At 72.6% G+C, this 14,696-nt stretch carries 12 protein-coding genes; 5 read left to right on the forward strand and 7 right to left on the reverse strand.

The features are described 5' to 3' along the window. Positions 1–409 (forward strand): hypothetical protein (locus GT030_RS13440; protein WP_161201312.1); only part of this gene is annotated, 409 nt, incomplete at its 5' end. Positions 410–417: 8 nt separating this feature from the next. Here GT030_RS13440 and GT030_RS13445 read toward each other — a convergent pair. Continuing rightward, on the reverse strand, positions 418–945 hold the full coding sequence (locus tag GT030_RS13445) for a DUF2165 domain-containing protein (RefSeq protein WP_161201313.1): 528 nt from the start codon (positions 943–945) through the stop codon (positions 418–420). Positions 946–1,031: 86 nt separating this feature from the next. Between GT030_RS13445 and GT030_RS13450 the strand changes: the two genes are divergently transcribed. After that, positions 1,032–4,334 (forward strand): ATP-binding protein, encoded by a 3,303-nt coding sequence (locus GT030_RS13450; protein ID WP_161201314.1) that lies wholly within the window; start codon positions 1,032–1,034, stop codon positions 4,332–4,334. On the opposite strand, the gene GT030_RS13455 is transcribed toward GT030_RS13450, so the two are convergent. The 3 genes from GT030_RS13455 to GT030_RS13465 are packed head-to-tail and all read right to left on the reverse strand — an operon-like array spanning position 4,317 to position 5,546. Beyond that, entirely contained in the window at positions 4,317–4,556 is a 240-nt protein-coding gene (locus GT030_RS13455) for a DUF397 domain-containing protein (protein ID WP_161201315.1), read from the reverse strand. The two genes, GT030_RS13450 and GT030_RS13455, sit on opposite strands and share 18 nt — an antisense overlap. Before the next feature lies 1 nt (position 4,557). Continuing rightward, complete coding sequence (locus GT030_RS13460) at positions 4,558–4,746, reverse strand: DUF397 domain-containing protein (RefSeq protein ID WP_161201316.1); 189 nt, start codon at positions 4,744–4,746, stop codon at positions 4,558–4,560. Next, positions 4,734–5,546 (reverse strand): helix-turn-helix transcriptional regulator, encoded by an 813-nt coding sequence (locus tag GT030_RS13465; protein WP_161201317.1) that lies wholly within the window; start codon positions 5,544–5,546, stop codon positions 4,734–4,736. Before GT030_RS13465 ends, GT030_RS13460 begins: the two co-directional genes overlap by 13 nt. Positions 5,547–5,660: 114 nt before the next feature. On the opposite strand from GT030_RS13465, the gene GT030_RS13470 reads away from it, so the two are divergent. Both GT030_RS13470 and GT030_RS13475 read left to right on the forward strand, forming a co-directional pair. Then, positions 5,661–6,128, forward strand: a complete 468-nt coding sequence (locus tag GT030_RS13470; protein WP_161201318.1) for an ATP-binding protein — start codon at positions 5,661–5,663, stop codon at positions 6,126–6,128. 37 nt (positions 6,129–6,165) lie between these two features. Beyond that, positions 6,166–7,281, forward strand: coding sequence for an ADP-ribosylglycohydrolase family protein (locus tag GT030_RS13475; RefSeq protein WP_161201319.1), 1,116 nt, complete (start codon positions 6,166–6,168; stop codon positions 7,279–7,281). A gap of 6 nt (positions 7,282–7,287) precedes the next feature. On the opposite strand, the gene GT030_RS13480 is transcribed toward GT030_RS13475, so the two are convergent. The 3 genes from GT030_RS13480 to GT030_RS13490 all read right to left on the reverse strand — a co-directional run bounded on the left by GT030_RS13480 (position 7,288) and on the right by GT030_RS13490 (position 13,824). Beyond that, complete coding sequence (locus tag GT030_RS13480; RefSeq protein WP_161201320.1) at positions 7,288–8,859, reverse strand: sodium:solute symporter family protein; 1,572 nt, start codon at positions 8,857–8,859, stop codon at positions 7,288–7,290. Positions 8,860–9,015: 156 nt separating this feature from the next. After that, positions 9,016–10,998 carry an MFS transporter gene (locus tag GT030_RS13485; protein ID WP_346009630.1) on the reverse strand — a complete coding sequence of 661 codons (1,983 nt, stop codon included), beginning with the start codon at positions 10,996–10,998 and terminating at the stop codon, positions 9,016–9,018. Between the two features lie 177 nt (positions 10,999–11,175). After that, a complete protein-coding gene (locus GT030_RS13490) occupies positions 11,176–13,824 on the reverse strand; it encodes a D-alanyl-D-alanine carboxypeptidase (protein ID WP_161201321.1) in 2,649 nt (882 codons plus the stop codon). Between the two features lie 196 nt (positions 13,825–14,020). Here GT030_RS13490 and GT030_RS13495 point away from each other — a divergent pair. Next, on the forward strand, positions 14,021–14,696 hold a 676-nt coding region (locus GT030_RS13495; protein WP_161201322.1), incomplete at its 3' end, for a GPP34 family phosphoprotein.

The raw sequence follows: 14,696 nt of genomic DNA on the forward strand, positions 1-14,696 counted from the left end.
CACCGCCCCGACCCCCTCCGGCCCGCCCGCCCTGCCGGAGGCGTCGGGGGTGGGGCGCAGGATCGTCTACTCGGTGCAGGCGCACCGGGTGTGGCTGGTGGACGCGACGGGGACGTCTTCCCGGACCTTCACGGTGTGGCCGGGCACGCTGGACCCGCAGCCGGGCCGGTACTCGATCATCAAGCGGACGGAAGCCACGACCGGCTCGGACGGGGTGCAGGTCGAGCACATCATGTACTTCACGGCCGTGTCGGGCGTGAACATAGGCTTCTCCAACGCCCTCGACGGCTCCTCCCCGCCCCCGGCCCCGAACGGGGCCCAGACCGGCGGCATCCGCCTCCACAAGGAGGACGGAGCCGCACTGTGGTCCTTCGGTGACCTGGGGACGAGGGTGTCGGTCGTCGAATAGCCGGACGGCTACCGCTCGTCGCGGGCCGGCAGGTGGTTGATGATCAGGGCGACTCCGCTGAGCAGGAAGACGCGGGTCGCCGCGTCCACGCCGTTCCACGTCTTCGACTGCCACATGGCGAACCACTCGCCGCCGATGGCGATGAAGCCGGCCCCGAAGAGCAGGATCAGCATCAGCAGGCCGTACGTGGAGAAGCGGCGCGCGCGGGCGTTGTCCCGCCGGGCCCACAGCCAGGTGCCCCACACGAGTACGGCTGCCGCGACGGTTTCCCACGCGATGATCGCCACGTAGGCGGTGTCCTGGAGCGCGGTACTGGTGATCGCCCGCCACATCAGGTGGTCGTCCTTGAACGTGGTGTCCATCGCCAGTACGTGCCGCACGTACTGCTGGTTCGTCCCGAAGTCCGTGATGTTCCCCAGGGCGACGAGGGCGATGTACAGCGCGAGCACGCCGGTGAGCACGGTGGCGGCGAGGGTGAGGCTGGTGCGGGACGTGGGCGTGGTGGGCGCGCTGATGTCGGTGGGAGTCGTGGTCATGGCTGAATTCTCCATGGAGCAAGCCAGGTTGTGGCATGCGCATTCCGCCAGAATGGGAGGCCGGACTTCGGGGGAAGGACGTGGGCATGGCGCAGGCACGGCCGTCGATGCAGGAGCTGATCGGGCGGCGCAGGCGGGCGGGGTTCGTCGGGCGCGGTGACGAACGGGCCGCGTTCCGGGAGAACCTGGACCTCTCGCCGGAGGACGAGCGGCACCGGTTCCTGTTCCATGTGCACGGCAACGCCGGGGTCGGGAAGACCTTCCTGGTCCGGGAGTTGGAGCAGATCGCGCGGGAGCGCGGGGCGCTGACGGCGTACGTGGACGAGGGCGCGGGAAGCGTGCCCGAGGTGATGGCAACGGTCAGCCGCGAATGCGCCCGGCAGGGTCGGGAGTTCAAGCGGCTGGACCGGGCGCTGGCCTCGTACCGGGAGCGGCGGCACGAGGCCGAGGCGGTCGCGGCCGGGCTGGACGCCGCGCCGGAGGGCCCGTCGCCGCTGACCTCATTCACAGTACGGGCCGGACTCGCGGCCTTCGGGCTGGTGCCCGGCGCGGGGCCGTTCGTGGGCGCGGCCGATCCGGCGCAGCTCAGCCAGTACGCGGACCGGCTGCGGCGCGGGCTGAGCGCGCGGTTCGGCAACCAGGACGACGTGCAGCTCGTGCTCTCGCCCGAGCGGGCGCTGACGCCCCGGTTCCTGGACGAACTGGCGGACGCGGCGGCGGACGTGCCGTGGATCGTGCTGGCCTTCGACACCTACGAGCGCACGGCCCCGTTCCTGGACGGCTGGCTGCACGACCTGATGACCACCGACCGCCACGGCGCGCTGCCCGCCAACGTGGTCGTGGTCACCGCGGGCCAGCAGCCCTTCGACACCGCCCGCTGGGGCGGCTTCGCGGACTTCATGGCCGAGGTGCCGCTCGCGCCGTTCACCGAGACGGAGACGCGCGGACTGCTCGCGGATCGTGGGGTGGTGGCCGAACCGGTGGTCGCGGAGGTGCTGCGGCTGACCGGGGGACTGCCGCTGCTGGTGTCGACGCTGGCCGAGCAGCGCCCGGCCGACCTGGACGACGTGGGCGATCCGAGCGCCACGGCGGTGGAGCGGTTCCTGAAATGGGAGCCGGACCCTGCCCGCCGCGCGGTGGCGCTGGCCTGCGCGCTGCCCCGGGAACTGGACATGGACGTGTTCCGGGCCGCCGTGGACTGCTCGGAGGCGGAAGCGGACGGCCTGTTCGCGTGGCTGCGCGCGCTGCCGTTCGTTGACGACCGGGGCGACCGTCTGCGCTACCACGACCTGGTGCGCGAGACGATGCTGCGGCTGAGGCGCGGGCGCTCCCCGCAGGGCTGGCGGGAGCGCCACGAGGCGCTCGCAGCGGTCCTCGGCCGCTGGTGCGAGGAGGCCGTCGACGGCATCCGCCCGGCCGAGGTGTGGGGGCAGCGGCGGTGGCGCGAGCTGTGCCTGGAGCGGACGTACCACCTGTTGTGCGCCCGGCCGCGCGCGGAGCTGGCCGGGGCGCTGAGGGGCCTGATCACGGCCTGCCGCTGGCAGGAGGCGGACGGGCGCCGCTGGGCCCGCATGCTGGAGGAGGCGGGCGGCGCGGCGGACGACGACGGGCTGCGGGAGCGGGGCCGGCAGCTCCGGGAGGCGCTGGCGGACGACCAGCGGGGCGTGACGGCGGCGATGGACCTCTTGCTGTCCCGCCCCGGTCTGGACACCGCCGGCCGGGCGCTGGCGCACTGCCTCAAGGGGCGGGAGCTGCGCAGGGCCGGGGAGCTGGAGGGAGCGCTGGTCGCGTACGAGCGGGCGCTCGCGGCCGGTCCCGGCCCGAGCGACGACGACCTCGCCTTCTTTCACTACGGCCGGGGCGTCACCCGTCAGATGCTCGCCGACCTCCCGGCCGCGCTGGCCGACCTCGACCGGGCGGACGCGTTGTGTCCCGACGACCCGGAGATCCTGGGCGAGCGCGGGGAGACTTACCGGCTGGCCGGGCGGTACGACGAGGCGATGGCCGACTTCGTCCGGGCGGTCGCGCTGGACCCGGAGGACATCTACGCGCTCGCCTGCCGGGCGGTCTGTCAGCACGCGCTCGGGCGGACGGACGAGGCGCTGGCCGACTTCGACCGCGCGCTCGACGTCGACCCCACGTACACGTGGGCGCTGGTCCGCAGGGCGCGGCTGCGCCGTGACCGGGAGGAGTGGGACGCGGCGTTCGCCGACCTCGACCGGGCCGTCTCCCTCGCGCCGTCGGCGTCCTGGGTAGCGTCCGAGCGGGGCGACGCCTACCGGCTGGCGGGCCGGTACGAGGACGCGGACACCGAGCTGGGCCGGGCGATCGAGCTGCAGCCCGACCACGCGTCCGCCCTGGCCGGGCGGGGAGTTGCGCGCCGGGAGCTGGGCCGGTACGAGGAGGCGATGGCGGACTTCGACCGGGCGATCTCGCTGCTGCCCGACTACGCCTGGGCGCTGGGGCACCGGGCGAAGTGCAGGCGTGAACTGGGCGACGAGGACGGGGTGTTCGCGGACCTGCGGCGGGCCGTCGAGGCGGCTCCGGGCCTCGACTGGGTCCACACCGAGCTGGGCGAGGCCCTCTACGACGCCGGGCAGTACCGGGAGGCGCTGCCGTATCTCCGGCGCGCGCTGGAGCTGGACCCCGACGACGCCTTGAACCTGGCCGTCCTGGGAGCCACCCACGTAGGGCTGGGGGAGGACGAAGAGGCATTCCGGCACCTGGACCGCGCGCTGGAGGTGGCCCCGGATTACGCCTCGGCGCTGATGCGCCGGGCGCTGCTCGCGGTGGCCACCGGGCGCGTGGAACGGGCCCTGGGCGATCTGGACCGGTGTGCCGCGCTGGATCTGGCCCCGGACTGGGCCCGTGTTCTGGCCGTCGAACTGCTGATGCGGTGCGGCAGATGGCCGGAGGCGCTGGCCCGGCTGGCCGACGCCGATCACGCGGGACTCCCGTCCGAGACCCTGGGTGAGCAGCGGGCGGAGGCGTACCGGCACACGCGCCGGTGGGCGGCGGCCGTCCGGGAGGCGGAACGGCTGCGGCCTCACGACCCGCAGGCCGCGGCCGTCCACCTGGCCCTCGCCCTCACCGGCTCGCGGGGCACGGCGGAGGGAGCCTGGCGGGACGTCCGACACCTGCTCACCCCGGCCGACCCGCAGACCCCGCTCCTCCGCTGCTTGACGGCATGCGCCCTTGGCGAGTGGAGCGAGGCGGACGCGGCCCTCTCCGAGGCCGTGCAGCACGCCGACTGGGACGATCTGGCCCTGCTGGCCGACGCGCTGAGGGAACTCCTCACGGCCCCTGGCTCGGACCGCCCCCGCCTCATCCCGCGCCTGGAGGCGGTGACAGCGGCCCGCGACGCGATCAGGTCACGCTACGCGGAGTGAGTCGAGGAACTCGGTCCAGGTGGCGGCGGGCAGGGTGAGTTGGGCGCCGTGCTTGTTCTTCGAGTCCCGGATGTGGATGTGGTCGGGGGTCAGGGCGACTTCGACGCACTCGTTCTCATTGGCCGCGCTGTGACTGCTCTTGAACCAGGCCAAGGCGACCTCAACGCAGTCCGGCCCGTCGTTGCTGCTGTAGCTGCTCTTGAACCACGCCAGGGCGGTCATGTCACGCTCCGCGGAGTGAGTGGATGAAGTCCGTCCAGGTGGCGGCCGGGACGGTGAGTTGAGGGCCGTTCTGGGTCTTGGAGTCCCGGATGTGGATGTGGGCGGGGGCGAGGGCGACTTCGACGCATTCAGGGCCGTCGTTGCCGCTGTAGCTACTCTTGAACCACTCCAGGCCGGTCATGTCTCGCATTTCAGCACTTCCTTGATGAGAGCCATCGAGGCTGGGGGCGTGAGCGCTTGCGTCCGGATCATTCCATAGCGCATCTCCATGACCTGAGCTTCCCTCGGGTCGCTGATCACGCGGCTGTACAACTGCCCCTCGGTGTGCGCAAGCGTCTTGCCGTCCCGGAGTTTCAGCACCTGGATCGAGCCCATCATTCCCGCGTGCTCCTCGCACGCGGTGGGCATCACCTGGATCTCCACGTGCCGCAACTTGGCCATCTCAACGAGGTGTTCAAGTTGCTTCCGGAGAACCAGTTTGCCGCCGATCGGCCGCAGAAGCGTCGCCTCTTCCTGCACGAAGGTGATCTGAGTGAACGGGACGCGGTCGAAGAGGGACTTGCGTGCCATCCGCGCTGCCACGAGTCGCTCGATCTCCTCCTCCGTGTAGGAGGGCCGCCGCATGGCATACAACGCGTAGGCGTATTCCGGTGTTTGGAGCAGCCCATGCACATGGAGGGCGGCGTAGGCACCCAGCTCCGTCGTATCCCGCTCCAAGTTGGCGAGGTCCCGGACCTTCTTCGGGTACCGAGCCCGCTCCACGTCCGCCTGCATCGCGGACACCTTGCCGCCCGCGCCCACGACCTCGTCCGTGCGGTCCAGGAAGTCCGGCTTGGGGACGCGGCGGCCACGTTCCACGGAGGACACCATTTCCTCGCCGTACCCGATGGCGGAGCCCAACTCCACCTGGGTCATACCCGCTGATTCCCGCCACGCCTTGATCTGCCGCCCCACCGCCCTGAGTACGGCCTCGGCCTCCTCGTCCTCCACCGGCGCCCCTCTCGCTCGTACCAGCCGTACCGCTGTGTCGCCCACCCGTACAGTCACCCTGCGTACCGTGGTCGTCACTGTTCAGCGTAGGGACAGGCGGCCACTCTGGGTGACATGAACGAGAAATCACGGCTGCGTATCCAGTTGTCCGCGACGCGGAGAGGTGCCCGGCTCGCCCGGCTTCTCACGGAGCGGCAACTGGACGAGTGGGGCATGCCGTTCGAGGAGGCGACGCAGGTCGTGGCCGAGCTGGCGGCCAACGCGGTGCTGCACGGCCGGGTCGGCGGGCGGGACTTCCGGCTGGAGCTGCTGCGGAGGGACGACGGCACGCTCCGTGTCGAGGTGACCGACGCGCGGGGTGAGCGGAGCCCGAGGCCGCCGGAGGAGCCGGCCGAACTGGCCGAGGGCGGACGGGGGTTGCGCATCGTCGCCGCGTACGCGCACCAGTGGGGCGTGGTCGAGGCGCCCGCCGGGGCCAAGACCGTGTGGGCGGAGCTGAAGCGTCCGTTCCTGGCCGGTATGGGTTCGGCGGAGACCGATCGGGGCGCCGATCAGACCGTTCCGGGTCCATTACAGTGCTGACCGGCGTGCGGGCGGACGGTGGCGCGAGGAGGTCTGGGTGGGTGCGACGAGCGGCGCCGTCTGGGGCCGTGCGGAACAGCAGGACTTCCGGGGCCGCGTACGGGGCACCCTGCTGGGCGCCGCGATCGGGGACGCGCTCGGCGCACCGGTCGACTCGCTGGACCTGGACGCGATCCGTACCGCACACGGCCCCGAAGGGCTGACCGACCTCGCGCCCGGCCAGGGCAGACGCGGCACCGTCTCGCACCACACCCAGCTCACCCTCTTCACCGTGGACGGCCTGATCCGCGCCCAGGTCCGCCGTGACACCGGCGCCTGGCACCCGCCCACCGACCTGCACCGGGCGTACCTGCGCTGGGCGGCCACCCAGCGGGACTGGGGCCCGGACGAGCGCCGCGCGGAGGACGGCTGGCTCGCCCGCGAGGAGTGGCTGTACGCCCGCCGCAGCCCCACCCGCGCCCTGCTGCTGGGTCTCGGCAACGACGTGATGGGCACGCTGGAGCGTCCCAAGAACCCCGGCGAGGCGGGTCCGGAGGCCGTCGCCCGCTCGGCGCCCTTCGGCCTGCTGGTCGGCTGGGAGCCGCAACTCGTCGTCCAACTGGCGCTGGAGTGCGCCGCCCAGACCCACGGCCACCCGGTGGCGGTCCTCTCGGCGGGCGCGTACGCGGTCATCGTGCACGCCCTCGCGCGCGGTGAGAGCCTGGACGGCGCCGTCCAGAGCACGCTCGCCCTGCTGGCCGCCCGCCCCGGCCACGAGCCCGTCACGACCGCCCTCCAACGCGCCCTCGGCGCGGTACGCCAGGGCCTCCCCAGCCCGGCGCGCGTGGCGGAACTGGCGGGCGAGGGCATGGCGGACGGCCTGCTCTCCGCCGCGGTCTACTGCGCCCTGGTGGGCGAGGACGTCCGCCACGGCCTCTGCCTGGCGGTCAACCAGCCGGGCCCCTCGGCCGCCGCGGGCACCCTGACCGGCGGCCTCCTGGGCGCCCTGCATGGCGAGACGGCCCTTCCCCCGGCCTGGCTCCCCGACCTGGAGGGCCGCCCCACCATCCTCGAACTGGCCGACGACTTCGCCCTGGAAATGACCCAGGGCCCCGCGCTCCACACCCCCGCCGGCTCGGCTCCGGGCTGGCTGGCCCGCTACCCGCGCGCCTGAGCCCGCTCACTCCGTCCGGGGCGGCACCCCCACCACGTCATCCCCCGCAGGCCCCGGCGCCGGGACCGTCGCCGCGCCCCCGCCGTCCGAGTTCACCCGGTCGATGACCGCCAGGCGCTCCGGGGTGTCCTCCGGCTTGATCCAGCCGACGGCGATGTACAGCACCAGCGACACCGCCAGCGGTACCGAGACCTGGTACTGGAGCGGAACCCCGCCGGACACCTGCCAGTTGACGGGGTAGTTGACGAGCCAGAACGCCAGCAACCCGGCCGCCCAGGCGGTCAGCGCGGCCGTGGGGCCGGAGCGGCGGAACGGCCGGAGCAGGCCCAGCATCATCGGGATGGCGATCGGGCCCATCAGGCCCGCCACCCACTTGATGACCACCGTGATGATGTCCTTGAAGGCGGGGGAGTCGACCTGGGTCGCCACCGCCATCGACAGGCCGAGGAAGACCACCGTCGTCACCCGTGCCGCCAGCAGGCCCGCCCGCTCGCCCCACCCCCGCGCCCGCCGTGACAGCACCGGCGCCACGTCCCGCGTGAACACCGCCGCGATGGCGTTCGCGTCGGAGGAGCACATGGCCATGGTGTGCGAGAAGAAGCCGACGACGACCAGGCCCAGCAGCCCGTGGGGGAGGAGCTGTTCGGTCATCAGGGCGTACGCGTCCGAGCCGTCCGGCTTCCGGGCGTGGACCAGCAGCGGGGCGGTCCACATGGGGAAGAACAGCACCACCGGCCACACCAGCCACAGCAGCGCCGAGAGCCGTGCGGAGCGGGCGGCCTCGCGGGGCGTGCGCGTCGCCATGTACCGCTGGGCCTGGTTGAGCATCCCGCCGTTGTACTCGAACAGCTTGATGAACAGGAACGCCAGCAGGAACACCGTCCCGTACGGTCCCGCCAGCGGCTCCCCGTGGCCGCGCAGCGCGGGCTCGTCGAAGGCGCCGAACACCCCGATGTCCCGGTCGCCCAGCTTCAGCACCACCGCGACGAACATCGCCACCCCGGCCAGCAGCTGGATGACGAACTGGCCGAGTTCGGTCAGCGCGTCCGCCCACAGCCCGCCGATCGTGCAGTACACGGCGGTCACCGCGCCGGTGACGAGGATGCCCTGGTTCAGCGAGGCGCCGGTGAAGACCGACAGCAGGGTGGCGACCGCCGCCCACTTCGCGCCCACGTCCACGATCTTCAGCAGCATCCCGGACCAGGCCAGCGCCTGCTGGGTGGTGAGGTCGTACCGGTTCTTGAGGTACTCCAGCGGCGAGGACACCCCCAGCCGGGACCGCAGCCGGTTGATGCGCGGCGCGAACAGCCGGGAGCCGATGGCGATGCCGAGCGCGATCGGGAACGACCAGGTGACGTACGAGGTGACCCCGTAGGTGTAGGCGATTCCCGCGTACCCGGTGAACATCACCGCGCTGTAGCCCGACATGTGGTGCGAGATGCCGGACAGCCACCACGGCATCCGGCCCCCGGCGGTGAAGAAGTCCCCCACGTCGTCCACCCGCCGGTGCGACCAGAACCCGATCGCCACCATCACGCCGAAGTAGCCGATCAGCACCACCCAGTCGAGACCGTTCATGTGTCCCCTCCCAGGGTCCGGCCGCCGGCGTCAGCCAGTCAGGCATGTGAACTCTGGGTTTGAACATGGACGCGCGGCAAGGAACCGTCGAGTCAAGGGGAGGCAAAATCGTTCGGTTCCCTGACTTCGGTTCAGAGATGTGAACGACCAGCCTGGTTACTTCAGTTCGTCCGGGCAGTGCGTTCCGCGCGGCAGCTGGTAGGGCGCGGCCAGGTGGTAGGTCCCCGCCCTCGGCGCCAGCAGCACCGTCCACCGGTCGCCGGACGCGTCCACCGGGGTCTCCCGGAGACACCCGTTGACGTTGACGAACGACTTGGGCGACCCCTCCGGCCGCCGCTTGGACTCCTCGGTCTCCTGCGGCGGAGCCAGGCTCTTGCCGTGCTCGTCCACCACGCTCAGCCACGGCGAGTACGGCACCCGGACCAGAATCCGCCCCGGCTCCCGCACGTCCAGCGTCATCTCGCCCTGCTCCGCCCGCCGCACCACCGCGTTCGGCTCGGCCATCGGCGCCGGGTCCGTCACCCGGTAGAGCTGCCAGTTGGAGTCGCTCCAGATCCGGTCCAGGTACGGCATCCCGCGCAGCACCAGCTGCCGCTCGCGCAGCCCGCCGTCCCCGTCCGGGTCGTCCACCCTCGGCAGCACCACGTACCGCACGGCCCACCGCTGGAGCCACTCGTGGTAGTTCGCCGAGTTGAGCGTGTCGTCGTAGAAGAGCGGGTTGCGCTCCATGTCGGCCTGGCGGTTCCAGCCGCGCGCCAGGTTGACGTACGGCGCCAGCGCGGACGCCTCCCGGTGCGAGCGCGCCGGGATCACCTCCACCCGGCCCTTCTCCGCGTCCACCCGCTGCAACTGGTGCACCAGCGGCGCCAGCTCACGCGCCCAGGACGCGGCCGGGGTCGTGTGGATCACGTCGTCCACCGACTTGAACCCGATCCAGCCGACGAACCCGGCGAACGCCAGCACCGTCACGTACCAGCGGCGCGACCTGGGGGCCGTGAACGGCAGCGCGGCCACCAGGGCCACCCCCGCGAACAGCATCGGCAGCCGTGAGATGTTCGAGCCGATCTGTGAACTGATCAGCCAGACCAGGACCACGCTCAGGCTGTACACACCCGCCGTCAGCCTGACGGTGATCCACTCCTTGGGCACCAGGAACAGGCACAGCAGCCCGTACAGCAGCGGCATGACCACCGAGCCGAACGTCATCGGCTGCGTCCCGGAGAACGGGAACAGCCACGCCGACGCGGCCACCACCACCGCCGGCGCCAGCCCCAGCGCGAACGCGCCCGGCCGCCGCTTCTGCAGGAACAGCGCGACCGCCACCAGCCCCACGAACAGCCCCGCCACCGGCGACGCCATCGTGGCCAGCGCGGCCAGCGGCGCCGCCGCCAGCGCCTTCGCCCAGCGCTTGTACCGCCCCCGGTACGGCCAGCAGCACACCACCGCCACCGCGCCCGCAGCGAACAGCGCCGCCAGTGCGTACATCACCCAGCCGGACACCGCCCCGCCGAGCAGCGCCAGGATGCCCGCCAGGGCCGCCAGCGGCGCCGCGGCCATCGGCTTGGCCCAGCGCTCGTACCGGCCCTCGTACGGCCAGCAGAACACCGCCGCCACCGCGCCCAGCGCGAAGAGGGTGCCGAGCCCGAAGGTCACCCGGCCCGAGACGGCGTTCCCCAGCAGCGCGAACACCCCGGCCAGCGCGGCCCACAGCGGATTGCGCACCGCCCGGCTGCGCACCAGGATCATGGTCAGCAGGGCCGCCGAGCCGGTACCGGCGATCATCATCGTGGTCCGCACCCCGAGCACGGACATCAGGTACGGCGAGACCACGCTGTACGACACCGGGTGCATGCCGCCGTACCAGGCGAGGTTGTACGCCGAGTCGGGGTGCCGGCCGACGAACTCCGCCCACGCGTCCTGCGCCGCGAGGTCGCCGCCGCTGTTGGCGAACGTGAAGAACCAGATGATGTGCAGGACGCCCGCGAGCAGGGTCACCGACAGCACGGGGTGCCTGCGCGCGCGGGCGCGGAGGGCGCTCAGGGTGCTCGCCGTGCTCTTCGCGGGCGGGCCGGGTATCCGGGGGCCGGACGCCGGGTCCGGCTCGGCGTTCTCGGCGCGCTTCGGCTCGGTTGTCGCCACGTCAGGCACTCCCCGTGTCCCGTCTTCCGTTCTCGGCCCTCTGCGCGGCCTGGCGCGGCCCTCGGTGACCTGCCCCGTTTCGTGACGCTAGCACGCACCCCGCCGCCCGGCTCCCGAGGCGGGAGCGCGGACGGCGGGGTGCGGATACGGCGGGTGCCCCGGGGGCCTGCGCGGGGGTCAGCCGATGCGGGTCAGCTTGGCTCCGAGGCCCGGTTCGGCCAGGTCCGCGCGGAGCGCCACCGGCACCTTCACCGCGCCGGCCGACGAGCCGTCGCCCACGGTCAGCGAGCCGACCTCGGTACCGGCCTTCGCGGTGTGCGGGATCGTGCCCGAGGTGAAGGACAGCCGCACCTTCAGGCCCGCCCAGCCGGCCGCCTTCACGTCCTCGGTGACCTCGACCGGGGTCCGGCCGCCCAGGCCGTCGTCCACGTATCCGACGACCGTGCCCTTCTTCAGCACCGTCTCCGACTTCAGCGCGCCCTGCGCGGCCCGGATCAGCGCGTCGCTGTGGTCCAGCGCGGCGCTCAGGATGGTGTTCTCCCGGCCGCCCGGCGGCTGCCGCAGCACCGCGCCGATGACCATCCGGGTCTCGCCGCCGACGTCCTGCTTCGCGGCGAAGACCAGGTTGCCGAGGGCGGAGGTGGTGGTGCCGGTCTTGATGCCGACGACGTTGTTGTGTCCGACGAGCTGGTTCCAGTTGGAGTGGTACGTGCCCTTGTAGTCGGTGTACGACATCATCGCCGCGACCTCGCGGAACGCGGGCTGCTGCATCGCCGCCTTGGCCAGCTTCACCTGGTCGGCGGCCGTGCTGACGGTGGAGTTCGTCAGACCCGAGGGGTCGGTGTACGTCGTCCCGCTCATGCCGAGGCCCTTGGCGGCGGCGTTCATCTTCGCCACGAACGCCTTCTCCGAGCCGGCGTCCCAGCGGGCGAGGAGGCGCGCCACGTTGTTCGCGGACGCGATCAGCACGCCCTCCAGCGCCTCCCTCTGGGTGATCTTGTCACCCTGCGTGACGTCGACGGTGGACTCCTGGCCCGCCTTCGACTGGTCCTGCGCCGCCTTGTCGATCGCGATCTTCGGGCCCTCGGCGCCGCTCTTCAGCGGGTGGTCGCGCAGGATCAGGTACGCGGTCATCACCTTCGCCACACTGGCGATCGGCACGGGCTTGCCGGAACCGGAGGAGCCGAACGAGCCGATGCCCTGCACGTCCAGCGCGGCCTGGCCGTCCGCCGGCCACGGGATGTCCGGCTTGCCGCCCTGGAAGGTGTAGCTGTCCTTCGCGGTCAGCGCGAGCGTGGGCTGCGGCAGGGCGCGCATCGCCTGGACGACGCCCAGGATCACCACCAGCAGGATCACCAGCGGCGTCCAGATCTTCACCCGCCGCACCAGCGTGCGTACGGGGGTCTCCGGCGGGGGCGGCGTGTTCGTCAGCTCCGCCAGCAGGTCCAGCGGCGGCTTCGGCGGCAACGGCTGCTGCGTCGTCCGCTCCGGCCCGACCTGCGGCACGGCCCGCGTCTCCTCGACGCGTGCCGACGGCCCCTTGAGGTCGGGCTTCAACGCCACGAACTTGCTGGTCCGCTCGGCCTCTTGCTCCGCGGGAGCGGGCTTCGCCTTCCCCCCGACCTTGAGCATGGTCGTCGGCTGATCCACCTGCGGCTTCTTGGCAGCGGGGGACTTGAGCGCGGTGGTGGGGGTGTCCACGGGCTTACCGGGCGCCTTGGCGGCGGACTCGGCATCGCCCCGGGGGGCGGGGAGGGGAGTGCCCTTGGGCTCGGCGGCGGGCTTGGTGGCGCCCTTGCCCGCGCCGGGGGCGCCCTCGGACTTGCCCTTGTCGTCCTTGGCGGAGCCGGGGGCGGCCTCAGGGGCCGGGGTGCCGGTGCCCGTACCGGAGCCGTCGGCTGAGCCGGAGGCGGCCTTCCCGGCGTCCTCGGTGTCGTCCTCGTCGGCCGGTCCGGCGTCGTCCTTAGCGGCGGCGACGGCGGCGCCCGCGGCGACGGCCGTGCCCGCGTCCTCGGAGGCGGAGCGGGAGTCATCCTCGGTGGCCCTGCCGGTCTCGGCGGCCGGGGCGTCCTCGGCGGAGTCGGCGGTGCTCTCGTCGTCCTCGGCGGAACGGGCGGTGTCCTCGGCGTCCGTGACGCCGGCGGCCTTACCCGCGCCCTCGGGGGCGGCCCCTGAGCCGCTCTTGGGGGAGTCGTCGGTCCTGGCGGCCGGGGCGTCGTCGGTGTCGTCCTCGGCGGCCTCGGCAGCCGGGACGGCGGCGCCTGCGGCGGGGGCGCTGTCCGCGTCCTCGGGGGCGGAATCCGAGTCACCCTTGGCGGCGGGTGCGGAGGCATCCGTCTTGGCGCCCTCGGCAGCCGAAGTGCCGGTGCTCTTCCCGGAGTCGTCGGCAGCGCCGGAGGCGGCCTCTTCGGCGTCCTCGAAGGAGGAGCCCTCGGCGCCACCCTGCGCGGCCGGGGCCGCGGTGCCCTCGTCGTCGGAGGAGGAAACCCCGGTGCCGTCCTCGACGTCGTCCTTCTCCGCCCCCTCGGCGGAGCCGGCCTCGCGGGAGTCCTTGAACGTGTCGTCAGGTACGGCGGCGGCAGCGCTCCCGGCGCTCTCGGAGGTGCCGGAACCTTCCTCCGCGGCACCCTTCCCCGACCCGTCGGCAACCTTCCCCGTGCCGGCCGAACCCGCTGCGGACGCAGCCGACTTGGCCTTCGCCGAACCCCCGAAGGGAGGCCGTACCCACGCCGAGACCGCCTCGCGGAGTTCCTCGTCCTCCACGGAACCCGCTGAACCGACGGAGTCTTCGTGCTGCTTCGACCTGTCGGGGGACTCGCCCGCCACCGATGCCTCCTTGATGCGCCGCACGCGCCCTCGCGCGCCCTGTCCGAACCATGTACCAGTGTCCTGTGTGGGGGGTCGCCCGTAGTGGCAGACGAGAACGACATACCTGCCGGTTCCCCCACGAACCAGGCAGGCGCTCTCGACAGATGAATGTGAGAGGCGTCACCCTGTCATTCATCCACGCGGGGAGGCATGGATGGGCAGGAGCCGCAGAACACTTCCGGAAGAGCTTCTGATGCTCGCACTGGACCCGGCCACGGGTACCACTGCGCAGCCGCAGTCGCTCGACCTCGGTCTGGCCGGTGCGCAGCTAGTGGAGCTGGCGCTGGCCGGACGGATAGCCCCAGACGGGGATCGTATCGCCGTGGTGGTGCCACGGCCGACAGGAGATCCGACTCTGGACTGCGCGTTGGAGCTGCTGCGAAGGCGCGGCGCTCCGGTACGGGCCGTCCATTGGATAGGCGGGCCCCGGCTGGGCCTGCGCCAGACCTATCTGTCGCACCTGGAAAGGTGCGGCATGGTGGCCGCCGTACCGGGCCAGATGTGCGGCGTGCTGCCGACCACGCGGTACCAGGCGACGGACACCACCATCAGCCGGGAGATCCGCGGGAGGCTGGACTCCGCGATCCGCACCGGCGTACCACCGGACCCACGGACCGCCGCGCTCGCCGCGCTGGCCCACGCGGTCGGCCTGGGCAAGCACCTGTACCCGGGGAACGAGGGACGCTCGTCCCGCTCCCGGCTCAGGGACCTGATCCGGCACGACCCGATGGGCGGCCTGGTCGCGCACGCCGTGATGGACGTGCAGAACGGCGTGGGCGCCCAGCCGAGGCGCGGCCAGGCTCCGGCCGGCCGGCCGGCCGGACCGGGGG

It is taken from the genome of Streptomyces sp. SID1328 (genome assembly GCF_009865595.1).
GTDB lineage: Bacteria > Actinomycetota > Actinomycetes > Streptomycetales > Streptomycetaceae > Streptomyces > Streptomyces griseoluteus.